This window comes from Dickeya ananatis (genome assembly GCF_019464615.1).
Classification (GTDB): Bacteria; Pseudomonadota; Gammaproteobacteria; order Enterobacterales; family Enterobacteriaceae; genus Dickeya; species Dickeya oryzae.
Genome location: NZ_CP040816.1, coordinates 568,588 through 585,162, shown reverse-complemented (window position 1 = coordinate 585,162; position 16,575 = coordinate 568,588). Strand labels below are relative to the sequence as shown.

The 16,575-nt window shown below is 55.5% G+C and carries 13 protein-coding genes; 6 read left to right on the top strand and 7 right to left on the bottom strand.

Annotated features, from left to right (window positions below; all coding sequences use genetic code 11):
- Positions 1 to 9 precede the first annotated feature (9 nt).
- The 5 genes from ytfT to eutR all read left to right on the top strand — a co-directional run bounded on the left by ytfT (position 10) and on the right by eutR (position 7,093).
- Complete coding sequence (ytfT, locus tag FGI04_RS02500) at positions 10 to 1,050, top strand: galactofuranose ABC transporter, ATP-binding protein YtfT (RefSeq protein ID WP_342699889.1); 1,041 nt, start codon at positions 10 to 12, stop codon at positions 1,048 to 1,050.
- A complete protein-coding gene (gene yjfF, locus FGI04_RS02495; protein WP_016942211.1) occupies positions 1,037 to 2,029 on the top strand; it encodes a galactofuranose ABC transporter, permease protein YjfF in 993 nt (330 codons plus the stop codon). Before ytfT ends, yjfF begins: the two co-directional genes overlap by 14 nt.
- 416 nt (positions 2,030 to 2,445) lie before the next feature.
- A complete protein-coding gene (locus FGI04_RS02490; RefSeq protein ID WP_407321691.1) occupies positions 2,446 to 3,870 on the top strand; it encodes a phosphatidylserine decarboxylase family protein in 1,425 nt (474 codons plus the stop codon).
- A 515-nt stretch (positions 3,871 to 4,385) separates the two neighbouring features.
- Positions 4,386 to 5,732, top strand: coding sequence for an aldehyde dehydrogenase family protein (locus FGI04_RS02485; RefSeq protein ID WP_342699952.1), 1,347 nt, complete (start codon positions 4,386 to 4,388; stop codon positions 5,730 to 5,732).
- Positions 5,733 to 6,049: 317 nt separating this feature from the next.
- Complete coding sequence (gene eutR / locus FGI04_RS02480; RefSeq protein WP_342699891.1) at positions 6,050 to 7,093, top strand: HTH-type transcriptional regulator EutR; 1,044 nt, start codon at positions 6,050 to 6,052, stop codon at positions 7,091 to 7,093.
- Between the two features lie 83 nt (positions 7,094 to 7,176).
- On the opposite strand, the gene FGI04_RS02475 is transcribed toward eutR, so the two are convergent.
- From FGI04_RS02475 to FGI04_RS02445, 7 genes are all read right to left on the bottom strand, one after another.
- Positions 7,177 to 7,623, bottom strand: a complete 447-nt coding sequence (locus tag FGI04_RS02475) for a hypothetical protein (RefSeq protein WP_342699892.1) — start codon at positions 7,621 to 7,623, stop codon at positions 7,177 to 7,179.
- A gap of 274 nt (positions 7,624 to 7,897) precedes the next feature.
- Positions 7,898 to 8,890, bottom strand: coding sequence for a GTPase (gene yjiA, locus FGI04_RS02470; protein ID WP_407336200.1), 993 nt, complete (start codon positions 8,888 to 8,890; stop codon positions 7,898 to 7,900).
- A 31-nt stretch (positions 8,891 to 8,921) separates the two neighbouring features.
- The gene (locus tag FGI04_RS02465; protein ID WP_012768713.1) at positions 8,922 to 9,125 is read right to left on the bottom strand and encodes a YbdD/YjiX family protein; all 204 of its coding nucleotides are present in this window, start codon (positions 9,123 to 9,125) and stop codon (positions 8,922 to 8,924) included.
- A 103-nt stretch (positions 9,126 to 9,228) separates the two neighbouring features.
- Positions 9,229 to 11,376, bottom strand: a complete 2,148-nt coding sequence (locus FGI04_RS02460; RefSeq protein WP_342699894.1) for a carbon starvation CstA family protein — start codon at positions 11,374 to 11,376, stop codon at positions 9,229 to 9,231.
- 419 nt (positions 11,377 to 11,795) lie between these two features.
- Positions 11,796 to 12,521: a two-component system response regulator BtsR gene (btsR, locus tag FGI04_RS02455; protein ID WP_407336199.1), complete on the bottom strand. Its 726-nt coding sequence runs from the start codon at positions 12,519 to 12,521 to the stop codon at positions 11,796 to 11,798.
- Positions 12,515 to 14,206 (bottom strand): sensor histidine kinase, encoded by a 1,692-nt coding sequence (locus FGI04_RS02450; protein ID WP_407336198.1) that lies wholly within the window; start codon positions 14,204 to 14,206, stop codon positions 12,515 to 12,517. Before FGI04_RS02450 ends, btsR begins: the two co-directional genes overlap by 7 nt.
- Positions 14,207 to 14,415: 209 nt before the next feature.
- Positions 14,416 to 15,189, bottom strand: coding sequence for a GntR family transcriptional regulator (locus FGI04_RS02445; RefSeq protein WP_407336197.1), 774 nt, complete (start codon positions 15,187 to 15,189; stop codon positions 14,416 to 14,418).
- Positions 15,190 to 15,266: 77 nt separating this feature from the next.
- Between FGI04_RS02445 and FGI04_RS02440 the strand changes: the two genes are divergently transcribed.
- A complete protein-coding gene (locus tag FGI04_RS02440) occupies positions 15,267 to 16,547 on the top strand; it encodes a M20 family metallopeptidase (protein WP_407336196.1) in 1,281 nt (426 codons plus the stop codon).
- Positions 16,548 to 16,575: the final 28 nt, after the last annotated feature.

Below are 16,575 nucleotides of genomic sequence, written 5' to 3'. Positions count from 1 at the left end.
GAGGGCATAGTGATGCCTCGATCATTGATCAAACCGGGCTCCGATAAGCGCCCATTCCGTTGGCCGTCGCTGCGGTTTTCACAAGGCATGCCGCAGATAACCGCGCTGGTGCTGGTGTTGTTGGTAGACAGCCTGGTATCCAGCCACTTTTTCCAGATAGTGGTGCAGGATGGCCGCCTGTTCGGTAGTCCCATCGATATCCTTAACCGTGCCGCACCGGTGGCCTTGCTGGCGATCGGCATGACGCTGGTGATTGCCACTGGCGGCATCGATCTGTCCGTCGGGGCTATTATGGCGATTGCTGGTGCCGTGGCCGCCTCGCTGACCGTGCAGGGCTACAGCCTGACGGTAGTACTGCTGGCCGCACTCGGTGTCGGCATGCTGGCGGGCCTGTGGAACGGTATTCTGGTTGCGATTCTGAAGATTCAGCCGTTTGTCGCTACTCTCATTCTCATGGTGGCCGGTCGCGGTATCGCGCAGCTGATTACTGCCGGGCAAATCGTCACCTTCAACTCGCCGCCGCTGGCCTGGCTCGGTAGCGGTGCGCTGTTCTACTTCCCAACGCCTATCATCATCGCGTTGGTCACCTTGATTCTGTTCTGGCTGCTGGTGCGGCGCACCGCATTGGGGTTATTTATTGAGTCGGTGGGGATCAACATCCGGGCGGCGAAAAACGCCGGGGTCAGTACCCGCGCTATGGTGACCATGACGTATATCCTGAGCGGGCTATGTGCCGCCATCGCCGGGGTCATCGTCACTGCCGATATTCGGGGTGCTGATGCCAACAATGCCGGTCTGTGGCTGGAGATGGACGCCATTCTCGCCGTGGTGATCGGTGGCGGTTCGCTGATGGGCGGTCGCTTCAACATGGTTCTTTCCGTGTTAGGCGCGCTGATTATTCAGGGCATGAACACCGGTATTCTGCTGTCAGGTTTTCCACCGGAGCTCAATCAGGTGGTGAAAGCCGTCGTGGTATTGTGCGTACTGATAGTCCAGTCGCCCCGTTTTGTGACCTTGCTGAAAGGAGCTCGCCGCCATGATAAAGCGTAACTTGCCGCTGATGATCACCCTGGCGGTATTCGTGCTCGGGTACCTGTACTGCCTGACGCAATTTCCAGGATTCGCCTCCACGCGTGTCATCTGCAACATTCTTACCGATAACGCCTTTCTCGGTATTGTCGCCGTCGGCATGACTTTTGTGATCCTCTCTGGCGGTATCGACCTGTCCGTCGGCTCGGTGATTGCATTTACCGGTGTGTTTCTCGCCAAAGCTATCGGCGTTTGGGGGCTGTCACCCCTGGTGGCGTTCCCGCTGATTTTAGTGATGGGATGCGCCTTTGGCGCGTTTATGGGCTTGCTCATCGACGCGCTAAAAATCCCGGCGTTTATCATCACGCTGGCGGGGATGTTCTTCCTGCGTGGTGCCAGTTATCTGGTGTCGAAAGAATCGCTGCCTATCAACCACCCTATCTATGAAACGCTCTCCAGCCTGGCGTGGACGATTCCCGGTGGCGGTCGGCTTAGCGCCATGGGACTACTGATGCTGATGGTGGTTGCCGTCGGCATCGTGCTGGCGCGCTATACCCGTTTCGGTAATCAGGTCTATGCGATTGGAGGTAACAGTACCTCCGCTAACCTGATGGGCATTTCTACCCGCAGTACCACCCTTCGTATTTATATGTTGTCGACCGGGCTGGCGACCCTCGCCGGGATCGTATTTTCCATTTACACCTCGGCGGGTTATGCGCTGGCAGGGGTCGGCGTCGAACTGGATGCTATCGCCTCGGTAGTGATCGGAGGAACGCTATTGAGCGGCGGTGTCGGTACCGTACTCGGTACCCTGTTCGGTGTGGCGATCCAAGGCTTGATCCAGACCTACATCAACTTTGACGGTACGCTAAGTTCCTGGTGGACCAAGATAGCCATCGGCATATTGCTGTTTGTGTTTATCGCCTTGCAACGCGGCCTGACCGCACTGTGGGAAAACCGGCAGAACGCCCCAGTTAAACGTGTCGCCCCACACGGATAACGATAGAACCGGTCACTCTCCCAAAACGTAGGGTGAGATTCCCCTAAATCTCACCCTACGTTTGTACTCGTCTGACACCACCTCTCGCACCATTGAACCCAACGCAGTGGATTGCCGGCAGCAAACTTGCCATCGGCCAGAATACGCCTATGTTTGAATACAGGAGGCGCGCAGGTTGTCATCGGGCAACTATACCCATAGCGACCCATAGCGCGTTTCCCCTTTGCCACCCTTCGCTTTCCTTTCGCCACACCACCAGGTTGTACGTTGTCCGCACATAACGAGATGAGGCTACCGTCAGCACGGCTGTTAGCCTGTGCATCGGTTTTTCCGGGTGGTGACACATTGATTGTTTGACGATTGTTCGACATTGACACGTTCTATTGAATTGACACGTTCTATCGAGAGGAAATGCTATGACTCACACCAAAAGCCACACAGCAAGTACACCTGAAACAGAACAGTCACCACATTACGAAAGCAGCGGGCACAGCCTGCTGACGCTGGATAACGCCGGGCCAATCCAAATGGGATTTTGGGTGCCCAACCGGGTATGGGCCACCGCCAAATTCCTGATACCACTGCGCGAGCATATCGCCAACAAGAAGCAGACCAATACCCTGGCCCCCATGCAGCCGGTGCTCCAGAATTTTAAAAACTGGGTGACCAACAACAGTGTCTACCGCATGTGGCTCAATAGCATGATCGAACAATCCAACGCCTATGTAGCTTCGCTGCCCGAATCCACCCGCAAGGAGATCAGCGACGATGGCGACGCAACCTGGATAGACAGCTACGACAGCTTCTTTGAGATCCTCAACGAAATCATTACCACCTCGCCATCATTCAACACCACCGCACAAGTCGGGACACCAATGAATGCGTTTTTGGCCGTGGCGATGGGAACAGAAGCGGGCGTGGCCTTGTTCCACGACGCGACGTTCAATCAGCAGTTCCGTCAGGTGCTGGATGCCTGGAACAGTTTCCTGAAAAGCAGTGCCTCACTCGATAAACTCGATATCGCACAACCGGAAAAACCCGGCTCCTGGATTTCCAAAGCCGCTTATCAGGCCGGTGTCTGGAACCAGATGCAGCACGACCCCAACCTACAGGGTTACGGCTTCGCCAGTTGGAACGATTTCTTTATCCGCCAGTTCGTACCCGGCGCACGCCCATTTAAAGGCGATCCGAACACCCAGATAGACATCGGCTGTGAAACCACACCGTGGCGTTATGCCAACCAGTTGCAACTGGAAAGCCGGTTCTGGGTCAAAGACATCCCTTATTCGCTGCTCGACCTGTTCGGTGGTCAGCGGCAATGGGCCAGGTTGTTCGAGGGCGGGCAGCTCTATCAAGGGTTCCTTTCTGCAACTCACTATCATCGCTGGAACGCGCCGCTGGATGGTTTTCTGGTACGTTCCTGGGTTGAACCGGGTACTTACTTTGCTCAGCGTCCCGGGCAGGGCGAAAATCAGGGCACCTGGGAAGGCACCGAGTCACAGCCCTACCTCGGCCATGTGGCCGCGCGCGCCGTGTTTATTTTCCGGCACAAGACCTGTGGCTACGTGGCGCTCATCTGCATCGGCATGGTGGAAGTGTCCAGCTGCGTGATCGAACCCAGCACGTTTATCGTTGAAGAGAGTGCCGAACCGGTCAGTATCACCCGCGGCGTCGAAATCGGTCACTTCGAGTTCGGCGGTTCGACTCACATGATGATCTTCCAAAAAGATCGGGTCGCGTTGGAAAAATGGGCCATCGATGCCGTCAGTCACCGCAACGATAAAAATCCTGTCCCGCTGGGCAGCGTGATCGCCACCGCTCTGCACAACAAAGGCGAATAAACGCCCGCATCGGGCTCCGGCTGCGGTCGGGGCCCGTTTCTCTGTTTAGGTCGCCCCACCGCCCCCGACCATGTCTTTTCTGTTAATCAACGGTTCTTTTTTCGTGATCTCTTTCAACCTTTATGTCGAGTTGCCGAATTTTGTTATTCGCTTTGACCCGCCATTGCCACAATAACCGCAAGTCAACACAGGAAACACCGGGCCGCCTCCATCAGAACAGGCGCGGCATGAAAGAATGGAAGGGCTCTCTCAAGGATGAGATTTCCCCCAGACGCGACACAGGCGATCAGTCTCGCGCCTCATGCTGGGACAGTCGTTTTCGTGCGTACCGAGCCGACCCCAGCCCGACCTGAACAAGACACCGAATTCGCATCCGTACTTTTAACCACAACATGGCTTTTTACCACAACCTGCCTGCTCACCCTGATGAAGACGGTGATCAACGTGGTTTAAACAGGTGACATAACTAGAGGATAAACCCTATGGAACACTCCGTGATCGAACCGACTGTACCGATGCCGATGCCTGCAATGTTTGACGCACCGAGCGGCATTTTCGACTCGCTTGACGACGCCGTTCAGGCCGCGGCGTATGCGCAACTACAGTTGAACAGCGTCGAGCTGCGTCAACAGGTGATTAAAGCCATTCGGGTCGCAGGCGAGCGTTATGCACAAGTGCTGGCGGAAATGGCCGTGGCCGAAACCGGCATGGGCCGCGTAGTCGATAAGTACATCAAAAACGTGTCACAGGCGCGCCATACACCGGGGATCGAATGCCTGTCGGCGGAAGTACTGACCGGCGATAATGGGCTGACGCTGATCGAAAACGCCCCCTGGGGTGTCGTTGCGTCGGTTACCCCCTCAACCAACCCGGCAGCGACCGTTATCAATAACGCTATCAGTATGATAGCAGCCGGTAACAGCGTGGTGTTCGCCCCTCATCCGTCAGCGAAAAACGTATCGCTGCGTACCATCAGCCTGCTCAATAAAGCTATCGTCGCCACTGGCGGCCCAGAGAACCTGTTGGTCAGCGTTTCCGACCCTAACATCGAAACCGCGCAACGTCTGTTTCGCTACCCCGGTATCGGGCTGTTGGTGGTCACCGGCGGCGAAGCGGTGGTGGAAGCGGCGCGCAAGCATACCGACAAACGACTGATCGCCGCCGGAGCGGGTAACCCGCCAGTGGTGGTGGATGAAACGGCGGATATTCCGAAAGCAGCCCGCGCGATTGTTAAAGGTGCCTCATTCGACAACAACATTATCTGTGCCGATGAGAAGGTGCTGATCGTGGTAGACAGTGTGGCCGATGCCCTACTGGCAGAAATGCAACGCAATCATGCCGTGCTCCTTACTCCGGCACAAACTGAACAGCTGCTGCCGGTACTGCTGAGCGACATCGACGAGCAGGGTAAAGGTCGCGTCAACCGCGACTATGTCGGCCGTGATGCCACGAAACTGGCTGAAGCCATTGGGCTTGAGGTCAACGAATATACCCGCTTACTGCTGGCTGAAACCGACGCCAGCCACCCGTTTGCCGTCACCGAGCTGATGATGCCGGTACTGCCCGTGGTGCGGGTGAAAAACGTAGATGACGCTATTGCGCTGGCACTCAAACTGGAAAATGGCTGCCGCCACACCGCCGCGATGCACTCCACCAATATCAGGAACTTAAATCGCATGGCTAACGCCATCAACACCAGTATTTTCGTCAAGAATGGCCCTTGTATCGCCGGGTTGGGGCTGGGTGGCGAAGGCTGGACATCGATGACCATTTCAACGCCGACCGGTGAAGGTGTCACCTCTGCTCGTACCTTTGTGCGCCTGCGACGCTGTGTGCTGGTGGATATGTTCCGTATTGCCTGACTATGGTGTATTACCCAAACAGGTTTGCCGCGCGGTTGCCGTTGGTTTATGACCAGCGGCAATACCACAACGCAATAACCGCTTAAGGAGAGAAGCAAGGGTCAGGTGATGAAGGAGTAAACCGTACCGAGATGGGAGAAGCCTGAAATTAGATCGTACCAGAGAGAAGGAAAAGTGTGCTTTAGCGCCTGTTCCTCCCCAGCTGAATACCGTATAACGGGGAATGCTTTGGTCTGTCTACGCCTCATCCCTCGATACGGTGTGACCATCACGCTCTGGCAGACCCCGCCCGACATTGTCAAGGAGGTGAGCTGACGATGAAACACAATCCAGTTAACCTGCATCATCTGGATACAGAGCACCGGCTTCCAGCCACAACGCTGATGCCGCCGGATGACAGTGTGCACCAGCGCCAGACACAGGATGTTTACGCCCAATCCCGCACCATCACAGACTGGCAGCAGATTTACGATCAGGTATCACCGGGACATTTCAAAGGGGAATTACGCGAAATCCTGCTTGACGGTATCCAGATTTGCCACGAATACACCAATCTGGCACTGCGCCAGTCCTGCATGATATGGCCTGACGCCTTCTGGTTTGGTATTCCGGCCCGCCATGCCGGGACCGGCTTTATCGGCTCCCACCCCATCAGCGACAACGCCATCGCGGTCAGCCCAGGGGGGAAGGAGTTCGAACTGAATACGCCAGATGACTACGCCATTTTGGGTGTCGCTATCTCACGTGACGAACTGTTGCAGTACACCGATGTGCTGGAAGAGCCGGAACAACTGACGCGGTTACTGGCACAAAGCACGACCTTACTGGTAGAACCCCACAGGCGGGAAATCCTCTGGTCGTTTGTACGTGAAGCGCTGTGGTATGGCTGCAACGAACCGCAACGTTTGCAGCACAGCAACGCGGCCAAGGTACTGAAACACAACTTGCTGACCACCGTGATTTCATTTCTGGAAAGCGCCCAGCCCGCCGATGTCAGCCCATCCCATACCAACAAACGCATCGGTTATCGCAGCCTGATCGGTCGCGCCAGAGAATATGTGCTCAGCCAGCAGTCGGAACCGGTCACGGTGCTTGACCTGTGCCGTCGCCTGCATGTCAGCCGCCGCACGCTGCAAAATGCCTTTTGTGATGTCATGGGATGCGGTCCCAACGCCTGGCTGAAGATGATCCGCCTCAACGCAGTACGCCGCGAGTTAGTCAGCCCCTACTCCCATCATCACACCGTACAGGATGCCGCCATGCAATGGGGCTTCTGGCACCTGAGCCAGTTCGCCAGTGATTACCAACGGCTGTTTAATGAAAAGCCATCGGTGACGCTCAAAACTCGATTAGCAGGATAAAAAAGAGAAGCAGACGCGCAGAGGTCATGAATATCAGGCTGAGTACACAGGGCCGACGTGCGTCGGCCCTCTATTTCACGTAATTAGTCTTTCCATTTTTCAATGATGACTTTCACCGTGCCCGAATTGTCAGAACGTTGCCAGTCCTGAAGATACAAATCGAAGCCCCCGGTTTGAGGAAATGCGTGAATGATCGCAGCAGCATGCATACCATCATCATTCAGACCGTAGTAGCTGACTGCAGCCGTCTTATCAGCGGTACTCGTGCGATCATACACCATCAGTGCCGCAGATTTTGAACGTGTATTGCCGCCCTGCCCTGTTGCATAGTCAACACCATCGGAAGTCGGATCAATGCGGAAACGGTACACTCCCGATGCAATCGTTGTTTCATTGTAAGCACTTCCCCCAGGGACAGTATTGTTATATCCATCCAGTGTCACCGTTTTATACGGCTGCCAGCCCGCCATCACTGAGTAAGAGGCTAATAACGAGGCCGTAGCCACTAAAATTTTTGTCACATTCTTCACGATTCAACATCCTTATGAATAAGATTAAACAGCCATCAGATAATCATATAAATATTATTTAAAATCAAACAACTAGATATAACGATTCGTTTTAACCAGACATTATTGGTAAGCAATACTGGTGATTAGCGATTAGCACCAGAGTAGCAAGAAGCACCTGATGGCAACGAGCGCTTTTTCTTGAATATCACTATGCTGGCAGGGAGAGACGTAAGCAGCAGTAAGCTGAAACAAGGAAGGTAGTATTGCCGGATTTTCACCCGGCAAGCCTGTATCACGCATTCAGTGCAGCAAACGCGCGGCGGATATCGTCTTCCGGCAGACGAATACCGATAAACACCATGACACTCTCGCGTGGTTCATCGTCGTTCCATGGGCGATCCCAGTCGGCACTGTAGAGTCGTTGTACCCCCTGGAATAACAACCGGCGATCATCGCCCTCGATTGCCAGTACCCCTTTGTAGCGCAGCAGGTTATCGGCACAGTCTACCAACAGCTGCTCCATGACTGCCGATACCGCGACCATGTCTACCGGTCTTGTCAGTTGCACCACCAGCGAGGTGATGGCGTTATCCTGTTCGATCAGCGGTCGAAAACGCGGTAAAGACACCTGTAGCCGATCGTCTAGCATAAAACCATCGACGCCGAAGATCTGGCGGTGGTCGATCTGACCGTTTACCACACGATACAGGCTGGCACGGGCGTTGATACGCGCCAGTCTCTCTTCGAGTGCCTGCGTCTCGCCTGCCAGATCGGTTTTGGTCAGTAGAATGCGGTCGGCATAACCGACCTGCGCCTGCGCCACGGTATGTCGGCTCAGTTGCTCATCGGCATGTACCGCGTCGACCAGCGCAATCACGCCATCCAGCAGGAAGCGTTGGCTCAGGCGTTCGTCAGAAAAAAAGGTTTGAATCACCGGCCCCGGATCGGCCATACCGGTACACTCGATCACCAGCCGGTCAAACGCCAGTTCGCCACGGTCGATACCGTCCAGCAAGTCATGCAGCGCATCCGACAATTCATTGGCGCTGCTACAGCAGATACAACCGTTACTCAGTGTGGTGATACGGGTCGCGCGATCGCCCAGTAACGAGTCATCAATCGCCACCGCGCCAAATTCATTTTCAATGACGGCGATTTTCTCGCCGTGATCGGCATACAGCAGATGCCGCAGTAACGTGGTTTTCCCCGCACCCAGAAAACCGGTGAGGATCGTCGCGGGTAATGCCTCTACGGGTAATGCCTCTGCGGGTAATGAACGAGTCATACTCGAAAAAACTCCTTGTCGCGCTGACGACTCAACAGCACCGAAAACCCCCTTTACCACTACCGCCATAACGTGCCTGCTGGCGTTCGCGGAAAAACTCCTCGTAGCTCATCACGTCCTGGTCTGGGTGGTTGGTCTGCATGTGCTGCACGTAGTTATCATAATCCGGGATGCCGACCAGCATTCTGGCGGCCTGCCCCAGATATTTTCCTGCTTTCCCAAGGTTTCCGAACATATCGCCCTCTCTTGATATCAGCGCCGATGGCGCATGAGCCGACAGATATGAACGCCGACAGGCCCACACAGGCACCTGTCGGCGGTATCGTCCTCACCGTCGGTTAATGATGGGAGGAGATCTTCACGCCGCCTTCTGGTACCGGCACATACGGGGTTTCACGGTCAGAGCGTTCTGACTGGTTACGTTCCCGCAATGCTGTACGAATACCATAGAAGATTATGCTATACACCACCACCAGGAACAAAACGCTCAGCACCGCATTGGTGTAATTGTTCACCACTATGTGATGCATGTTGGCAATCTGCTGCGCACTCAACTCCGTGCCTTCAGCAATCCGCTGTTTGTAAACACGTGCCAGATACAGGAAACCTTCCATCTGCGGATTATTACTAAACAGCTTCAGCCCCAGCGCCCAGGTGGTACAGATCAGCAACCAAACTGCCGGTAACATCGTGACCCAAATATAACGGGTGCGTTTCATCTTGATCAGCACTACCGTACCCAGCACCAGCGCGACCGCAGCCAACATCTGGTTGGAGATACCGAACAGTGGCCACAAGCTCTTGACGCCGCCCAGCGGATCCACCACGCCCTGATACAACAGGTAGCCCCACAAGCCAACACAACCCGCGGTACCGACCATACCAGCAATCAACGAATCGGTTTTCTTCAGGAACGGGACGAAGTTACCCAGCAGGTCTTGCAGCATAAAGCGACCAGAACGCGTACCCGCATCCAGCGCAGTCAGAATAAACAGCGCTTCAAACAGAATACCGAAGTGGTACCAGAAGCCCATGTTGGCGCTTGGGATAATCTGATGGAACACATGAGCAATACCTACCGCCAGCGTCGGTGCGCCGCCTGCGCGGTTCAGTACCGACGGTTCGCCGATATCTTTCGCAGTTTGCAGGATCTGCTCCGGCGAAATCACAAAGCCCCAGGAACTGACCGTTGCCGCCGCCTGTGCGGTAACGCCCTGCAACTGCGCCATGATCGCCGGTGCATTGGCACCGCCAAGCTCATGCAGATTCGGCATGGTAACGCCCAGACCGACCGGCGGGGTGTTCATGGCGAAATACAAACCCGGTTCGATAATCGACGCAGCAACCAGTGCCATGATGGCGACAAAAGATTCCATCAACATCGCACCGTAACCGATAAAGCGGGCATCGGTTTCGTTCGCCAGCAGCTTCGGTGTGGTACCGGAAGCAATCAGCGCATGGAAGCCGGATACCGCGCCGCAGGCGATGGTAATAAACAGGAACGGGAACAACGCGCCTTTCCACACTGGGCCAGTACCGTCGATAAACTGCGTCATGGACGGCATTTTCAGCTCAGGGTTGATAATGACGATGCCGATCGCCAGACCGACGATCACCCCGATTTTCAGGAACGTCGCCAGATAGTCGCGCGGAGCCAGAATCAGCCACACCGGCAACAGCGCCGAGATAAACGCATAACCGATCAGCGCAAAGGTGATGGTGGTGTCTTTAAACGTCAACGCCGGGCCCCAGTAGGGATCATGAGCGATAACACCGCCGAACCAGATAGCCAGCAGCAACAGCACGATACCGATGACAGACACTTCCCCCACCCGACCGGGGCGCAGGAAGCGCATATAGATGCCCATGAACAGCGCGATCGGCACGGTAGAGCACACGGTGAATACGCCCCATGGGCTTTCCGCCAGTGCTTTCACTACGATCAACGCCAGTACCGCCAGGATGATGATCATAATCAGGAAGCAGCCAAACAGCGCGATAGTGCCGGGTACTGGCCCCATTTCCTCTTTGATCATTTCACCCAGCGACACACCATTGCGGCGGGTCGACATGAACAGCACCATAAAGTCCTGTACTGCGCCCGCCAGCACAACACCGGCCAGCAGCCACAGAGTGCCGGGCAGATAGCCCATTTGAGCGGCCAGTACCGGCCCTACCAGCGGGCCTGCGCCTGCGATAGCCGCAAAATGGTGGCCGAACAGCACATTGCGGTTGGTCGGCACGTAATTCAGCCCGTCGTTGTTAACCACCGCGGGTGTCGCGCGGTTGGCGTCAAGCTGCATCACCCGGCGGGCGATGTACAAGCTGTAGTAACGGTAAGCGACCAGATAGACCGCCACCGACGCTACCACGATCCACATGGCGCTGACGTGCTCGCCGCGACGCAGCGCAACCACGCCAAGACAGCATGCCCCGATGAACCCCAGTAACGCCCAGGGAAGATGCCTGAGAAGTTTATCTTTCATAGCGTTCACTCTTCTTATTTGTGTATACCCTCAATCATTCGAGTGGCAGAACGGTAGCAAGCGAGTGAACCCCGATGAGCTTACTCAGTAGTCGGGTGAACGCGCGCCGCCAACACACCTGCAACGTGAAATATGACGGGTATAATTACTTATGATGTAGTCACGTATGGTTACTGTAGTCAGGCTATTCGTCAGGTGATAGTTGAATTTGGGTCAGCGGTCGGATAAGCGAATGACCGGTCGCATACCGGAATAAGCGGTGACAGATTTTTACTTAAATTGACGAAACCGTGCCCTGTGGCAAACGATGCAGTCACCGTGTCATGAGCGCACGGCGATGAGATAGTGAGAGGGAATTGTGAGATGGAAGAGGATGAAAAGCGCGGGAAACACGCCGCCCGCACGCATGCGGGTCGGCATTAACCTTTAAGACCAAGCAGTTGCTTGAGGGTTTTCAGGTAACGGCGGCTGACCGGCAACGCCTGACCGCTTTTCAGCAGGATCTCCGCGTGCCCGCTCTCTTCCAGCCGGATTTCGCGCAGATGCGCCATATTGACCAGATACTGACGGTGACAACGCACCAACGGGGTACGGCTTTCCAGCGTTTTCAGGGTCAATTCGGTAAAGCACTCTTCCCCTTGCGGCCCGGTGACATACACACCGCTCTGGCGCGAACTGGCAAACTGCACGTCGTCACTTTTCATCAGGTAGATACGGCTGTGCCCGGTACAGGGAATGTAGTCCAGAAGTGACTGATGGTCGGACAGTTTGTCGATATTCTGCGCCGGGCGTTCCCGGTGCAGATTGCGTAAGGTCTTCGCCAACCGCAGCGGGTCTATCGGCTTGAGCAGGTAATCAAATGCCTGCTCTTCAAACGCTTTAATCGCATACTCATCGTAAGCGGTAATAAACACGATGTAGGGCATGTTGTCTGGATCGATCATGCCGATCATTTCCAGCCCGCTAATGCGCGGCATCTGAATATCCAAAAACACCACGTCGGGGCGTAAGCGGTGAATAGCGCTAATCGCCTCTACCGCGTTCGCACACTCACCGACCAGCTCAAGGCCGTCATCCTGTTCCAGCAGGCAGCGCAGGTTATCCCGCGCCAGCGGTTCATCATCAACAATCAGCACGCTTAGCATGACTGGCTTTCCTCACAGGGCAGCGTCAGATGGATATGTGTGTAACGGTCCGGTTCACATTCCACACTCAGGCCATAATCGTTGCCGTAGCGACTGCGGATACGCTTATCCACCAGATTCATGCCAAGCCCGGTGCAGTTCGTTCGTGGCTGGTACAAACCGGCATTATCCTCAATACTCAGCAACAGTCGCTCCCCCTGCCGACTGGCGCTGATAGTGACAATCCCGGTTCCCAGCAGATGCGCCGTACCGTGTTTAATCGCGTTTTCCACCAGCGGTTGCAACGAAAACGCAGGCAACCGCATCGACATCAGCGCCGACGGCAGGTCAAAACGGATCTGCAAGCGCTCCTGAAAGCGCGCTTTTTCAATTTGCAGATAGGCATTCACATGCTCTATCTCGTCGGCCAGTGTAACAACTTCCTCTGAGCGTTTGAGATTTTTGCGAAAAAACGTCGACAGCGACTGTACCAGTTGGCCAGCTTGTTCGCTATCACGGCGGATCACTGCCAGTAAAGTGTTGAGGGCGTTAAACAGAAAATGTGGATTAACCTGCGCATGCAGCAGTTTGATTTCCGATTGCGTCAGCAACTGCTTGCTGCGCTCATACTGTCCCGCCAGAATCTGAGCGGCCAGCAGGCTGGCGATCCCCTCGCCAAACGTGCGATTGATGGAACTGAACAGACGGTTTTTAGCTTCATACAATTTGATGGTGCCGATCACCTGCTGATTTTCACCGCACAGCGGGATCACCAGCGTCGACCCCAGCCGACAGGTAGATTGCAGCGAGCATTGGTACGGCGTCTCGTTACCGTCGGCGTAGACCACCTCGTTATGCTCGATAGCACGCCGGGTATGACCAGAGGCAATAGGCGTCCCCGGAAGATGGTGGTCATCACCGATGCCGATAAAAGCCAGCAGTTTCTCGCGGTCGGTGATCGCCACCGCACCAATATCCATCTCCTGATAGATAACCTGCGCCACCCGCATACTGTTTTCTTCATTAAACCCCTGATGCAGGATACCTTCGGTGCAGGCGGCGATTTTTAACGCCCGGGCGGAAAACGCCGAGGTATATTTTTCAAACATGGCGCGCCGGTCCAGCAGGATACGCATGAACATCGCCGCACCAATACTGTTGGTGACGATCATCGGTGCGGCAATGTCTTTCACCAGCTTCAACGCATCATCAAACGGCCGAGCCAGCAACAGAATGATCGCCATTTGCAACAGTTCAGCGATAAACGTCACCCCTGCCACGGTAAAAGGGTTAAACAACCGATCAACCCGGCCACGACGCATCAGCAGCCGGTGCGCCATTCCCCCCAACAGCCCTTCGACAATGGTCGACACCATACAACTGAATGCCGTCATCCCCCCCAGCGAATAGCGGTGCAATCCACCGGTCATCCCCACCAGAATGCCGACACCGGGGCCACCAAGCAGCCCGCCGAGCACCGCGCCAATCGCACGTGTATTGGCAATCGAATCCTGCACATGTAGCCCGAAATAGGTGCCCATAATGCAGAACATGGAAAACATGGCGTAACACAGCAGCTTATGCGGTAAACGGACCGTTACCTGCATCAACGGGATGAACAGCGGCGTTTTACTGAGCAGATACGCGATCACCAGATAGACACACATCTGCTGGAGCAACAGTAAAACCAGTTTGAACTCATACATGATAAAAACTCAGACGGGCAAAAAAACCGGGAATCGGACGATCCCCCGAGGAGCATACCCTAACACAAACTCGCGGCGTTACCTTGACGCGTTTCACTGATTTGTATACTGGCGCAGTCTGTTATCAGCGAGGGGTGAGAAATCCCCGCCTCAATCATAGATTCTGGCTTTTCCACCTACACCAACGCTAACGTCGCCAAACGGCATGCTCAGCGGATTTCATTGACGTACATAAAGTTCCCGGTGGGGAAACGGTGATGCGCCAGGATCACCGGCCTCGCGCTCTGGTCGAACGAGACTTCGTCAATCACCATAATCGCCTGCGGTGCCTGCAACTCCAGCAAACGCAAGTCTTCCTCGTTAGCCAGTTCGGCGGTAATTTGCTCCCGTACTGCCGCTACCCGAATGTCGTAGCAATCAATGAGAAACCGATACAGCAGCGACGGCACCGACTCCCGCGCCGGGAAATCGGGCAGGCGGGCTTCCGGTAGCACCATGGTTTCGTGCATCGCGGGGGCACCGTCTATTTTTCGTAACCGTTTGAGATAGATAACGCTGTCGCCCGGCTGCAACTGCAGCTTTTCCACTTCCTGCTCGGTTGCCAGCGCCCGATGATAATCCAGCAAGATCGTTTGTGAATTGAGCAAACGACCATCTTTACCGTGCAGGCGAAAATAGCGGAAGAAATGGCTTAGGTTGTGCAACGGTGCCCACCCGGTCACCACCGTGCCGGTTTTACGGCGACGCATCAGCATCCCTTCGGCAGTCAGCGCTGCCAGCGCTTTGCGCACCGTCCCCACCGAAACGCCGAAATCGGCCGCCAGCGCGTTCTCGCTGGGCAGAACCGTACCGGCAGCCAGCTCGCCTACCAGAATCGACTCGCTGATATAGCGTTTCACTACCTCGTAACGCGGGGCCCCTTCAAATTCATCAAGACGCCCAAAACTCACGGCATCCTGCTCGTCAGATCTTTTCATTATCATGAATGATTACCTATTGACCAACCCGCTCACCTGAATTATCTATAAACTATATAGAAATACAACCCAGTGAGCACGACATGAGTGTGACATCCCTTTTTCAGCAGGCGCTGGCCGCCATTGCGAATGATCCAGACGCTATTTTACAGGATATGAGCAGCATGCTGGCGGTGGATACCAGTTTCCCACCCGGCCTGGGCTATGGTGCGTTCGCCGATCTGATGGAGTCACTGCTAACGCCGATGGGATTCAGCTTCCAGCGGGTGTCGGTGCCCGAATCCCTCTGGCGTTCGCCGGATGGTAGCGCACGCGGAGAGCGCGTCAACCTGCTGGCGACGCTGCCCGGCGACGCGGCAGAGAACTGCAACCTCTATTTCCACGTCGATACCGTTCCCCCCGGCGATGGCTGGCATTACCCGCCGTTAGCGCTGAGTCAGGATGGTGAACGGCTGATCGGCCGCGGTAGCGCCGACATGAAAGGAACGATTGTCGCCACGCTGGCCGCGCTGCGTGCAGCGCAAAAATATCGCCTCAAACTGCGTTTCAACCCGGTGCTGTTGCTGTGCACCGACGAAGAAGGCGGGTTGTACCCCGGCATTCGCTATCTGGCGGAACAGCGGTTGTTTCAAGGTCATATGCTGAGTTTCAACGGCGGTGCCGCGCCACGCATCTGGGCAGGTTGTTTCGGCAGTCTGGATGTGGTGATCCGCGTGACGGGGCGATCGGGACATTCTGGCGACTCGGTGGACGGCATCAACGCCATTGAGGAGAGCCTGCCGTTGATGAACGCCCTGATGGCACTGAAACGGCAGGTGGAGCAACGCACCTCCGCCATGCCACCGCCGCCACATTTTGCCGGCAAGCCGCTGACTTCCCGCCTGACACTGGCGGTGGCGCAAGGTGGCAGCAAAGGCTCCACCTTACCGGAACGTTTTGAGCTGCTGGTCAACCGTCGCTACGCCCCCGAAGAGTCGTTCGACGCGGTCTGGCAGGAATTGACCGACTGCATCACGCAATCCATGGCATCCTCCGCCGCGCTGAGCACGGAATACCACCTGATCGGCCATCTGGCACCGGTCAGCGACCCTACCGGGCCGCACTGGCCGCGCTGGCAGCACGCGCTTGGCATGGGGTTCGGTTTTTGCACCGACGAATTCGCCGCCTGGGGTTCCTCCAGCAGTTCCGACATGGGATGGGTACAACAGGCGGGCATTCAGGAAATTCTGTTAGGGGGTCTGGTACGGCCAGATAACCACATTCACGCCGCCAATGAATACACCACCCTGTCGGACATTGTCGCCTTATCTCAGTCTATTTTGGCCTATCTGGCCGAGGACTTTTCGCCAACCCAGGGTCATTAAGCAATAAAAAAACCAATAACAAACAATA

What these genes read in the sequence shown, in the direction of transcription:
- FGI04_RS02440 (WP_407336196.1), top strand. Translation starts at nt 15,267, where the DNA reads ATGAGTGTGACATCCCTTTTTCAGCAGGCGCTGGCCGCCATTGCGAAT.
- FGI04_RS02465 (WP_012768713.1), bottom strand. Translation starts at nt 9,125, where the DNA reads ATGTTCGGAAACCTTGGGAAAGCAGGAAAATATCTGGGGCAGGCCGCC.
- FGI04_RS02450 (WP_407336198.1), bottom strand. Translation starts at nt 14,206, where the DNA reads ATGTATGAGTTCAAACTGGTTTTACTGTTGCTCCAGCAGATGTGTGTC.
- btsR (WP_407336199.1), bottom strand. Translation starts at nt 12,521, where the DNA reads ATGCTAAGCGTGCTGATTGTTGATGATGAACCGCTGGCGCGGGATAAC.
- FGI04_RS02485 (WP_342699952.1), top strand. Translation starts at nt 4,386, where the DNA reads ATGCCGATGCCTGCAATGTTTGACGCACCGAGCGGCATTTTCGACTCG.
- FGI04_RS02460 (WP_342699894.1), bottom strand. Translation starts at nt 11,376, where the DNA reads ATGAAAGATAAACTTCTCAGGCATCTTCCCTGGGCGTTACTGGGGTTC.
- yjfF (WP_016942211.1), top strand. Translation starts at nt 1,037, where the DNA reads ATGATAAAGCGTAACTTGCCGCTGATGATCACCCTGGCGGTATTCGTG.
- yjiA (WP_407336200.1), bottom strand. Translation starts at nt 8,890, where the DNA reads ATGACTCGTTCATTACCCGCAGAGGCATTACCCGTAGAGGCATTACCC.
- FGI04_RS02445 (WP_407336197.1), bottom strand. Translation starts at nt 15,189, where the DNA reads ATGATAATGAAAAGATCTGACGAGCAGGATGCCGTGAGTTTTGGGCGT.
- eutR (WP_342699891.1), top strand. Translation starts at nt 6,050, where the DNA reads ATGAAACACAATCCAGTTAACCTGCATCATCTGGATACAGAGCACCGG.
- FGI04_RS02490 (WP_407321691.1), top strand. Translation starts at nt 2,446, where the DNA reads ATGACTCACACCAAAAGCCACACAGCAAGTACACCTGAAACAGAACAG.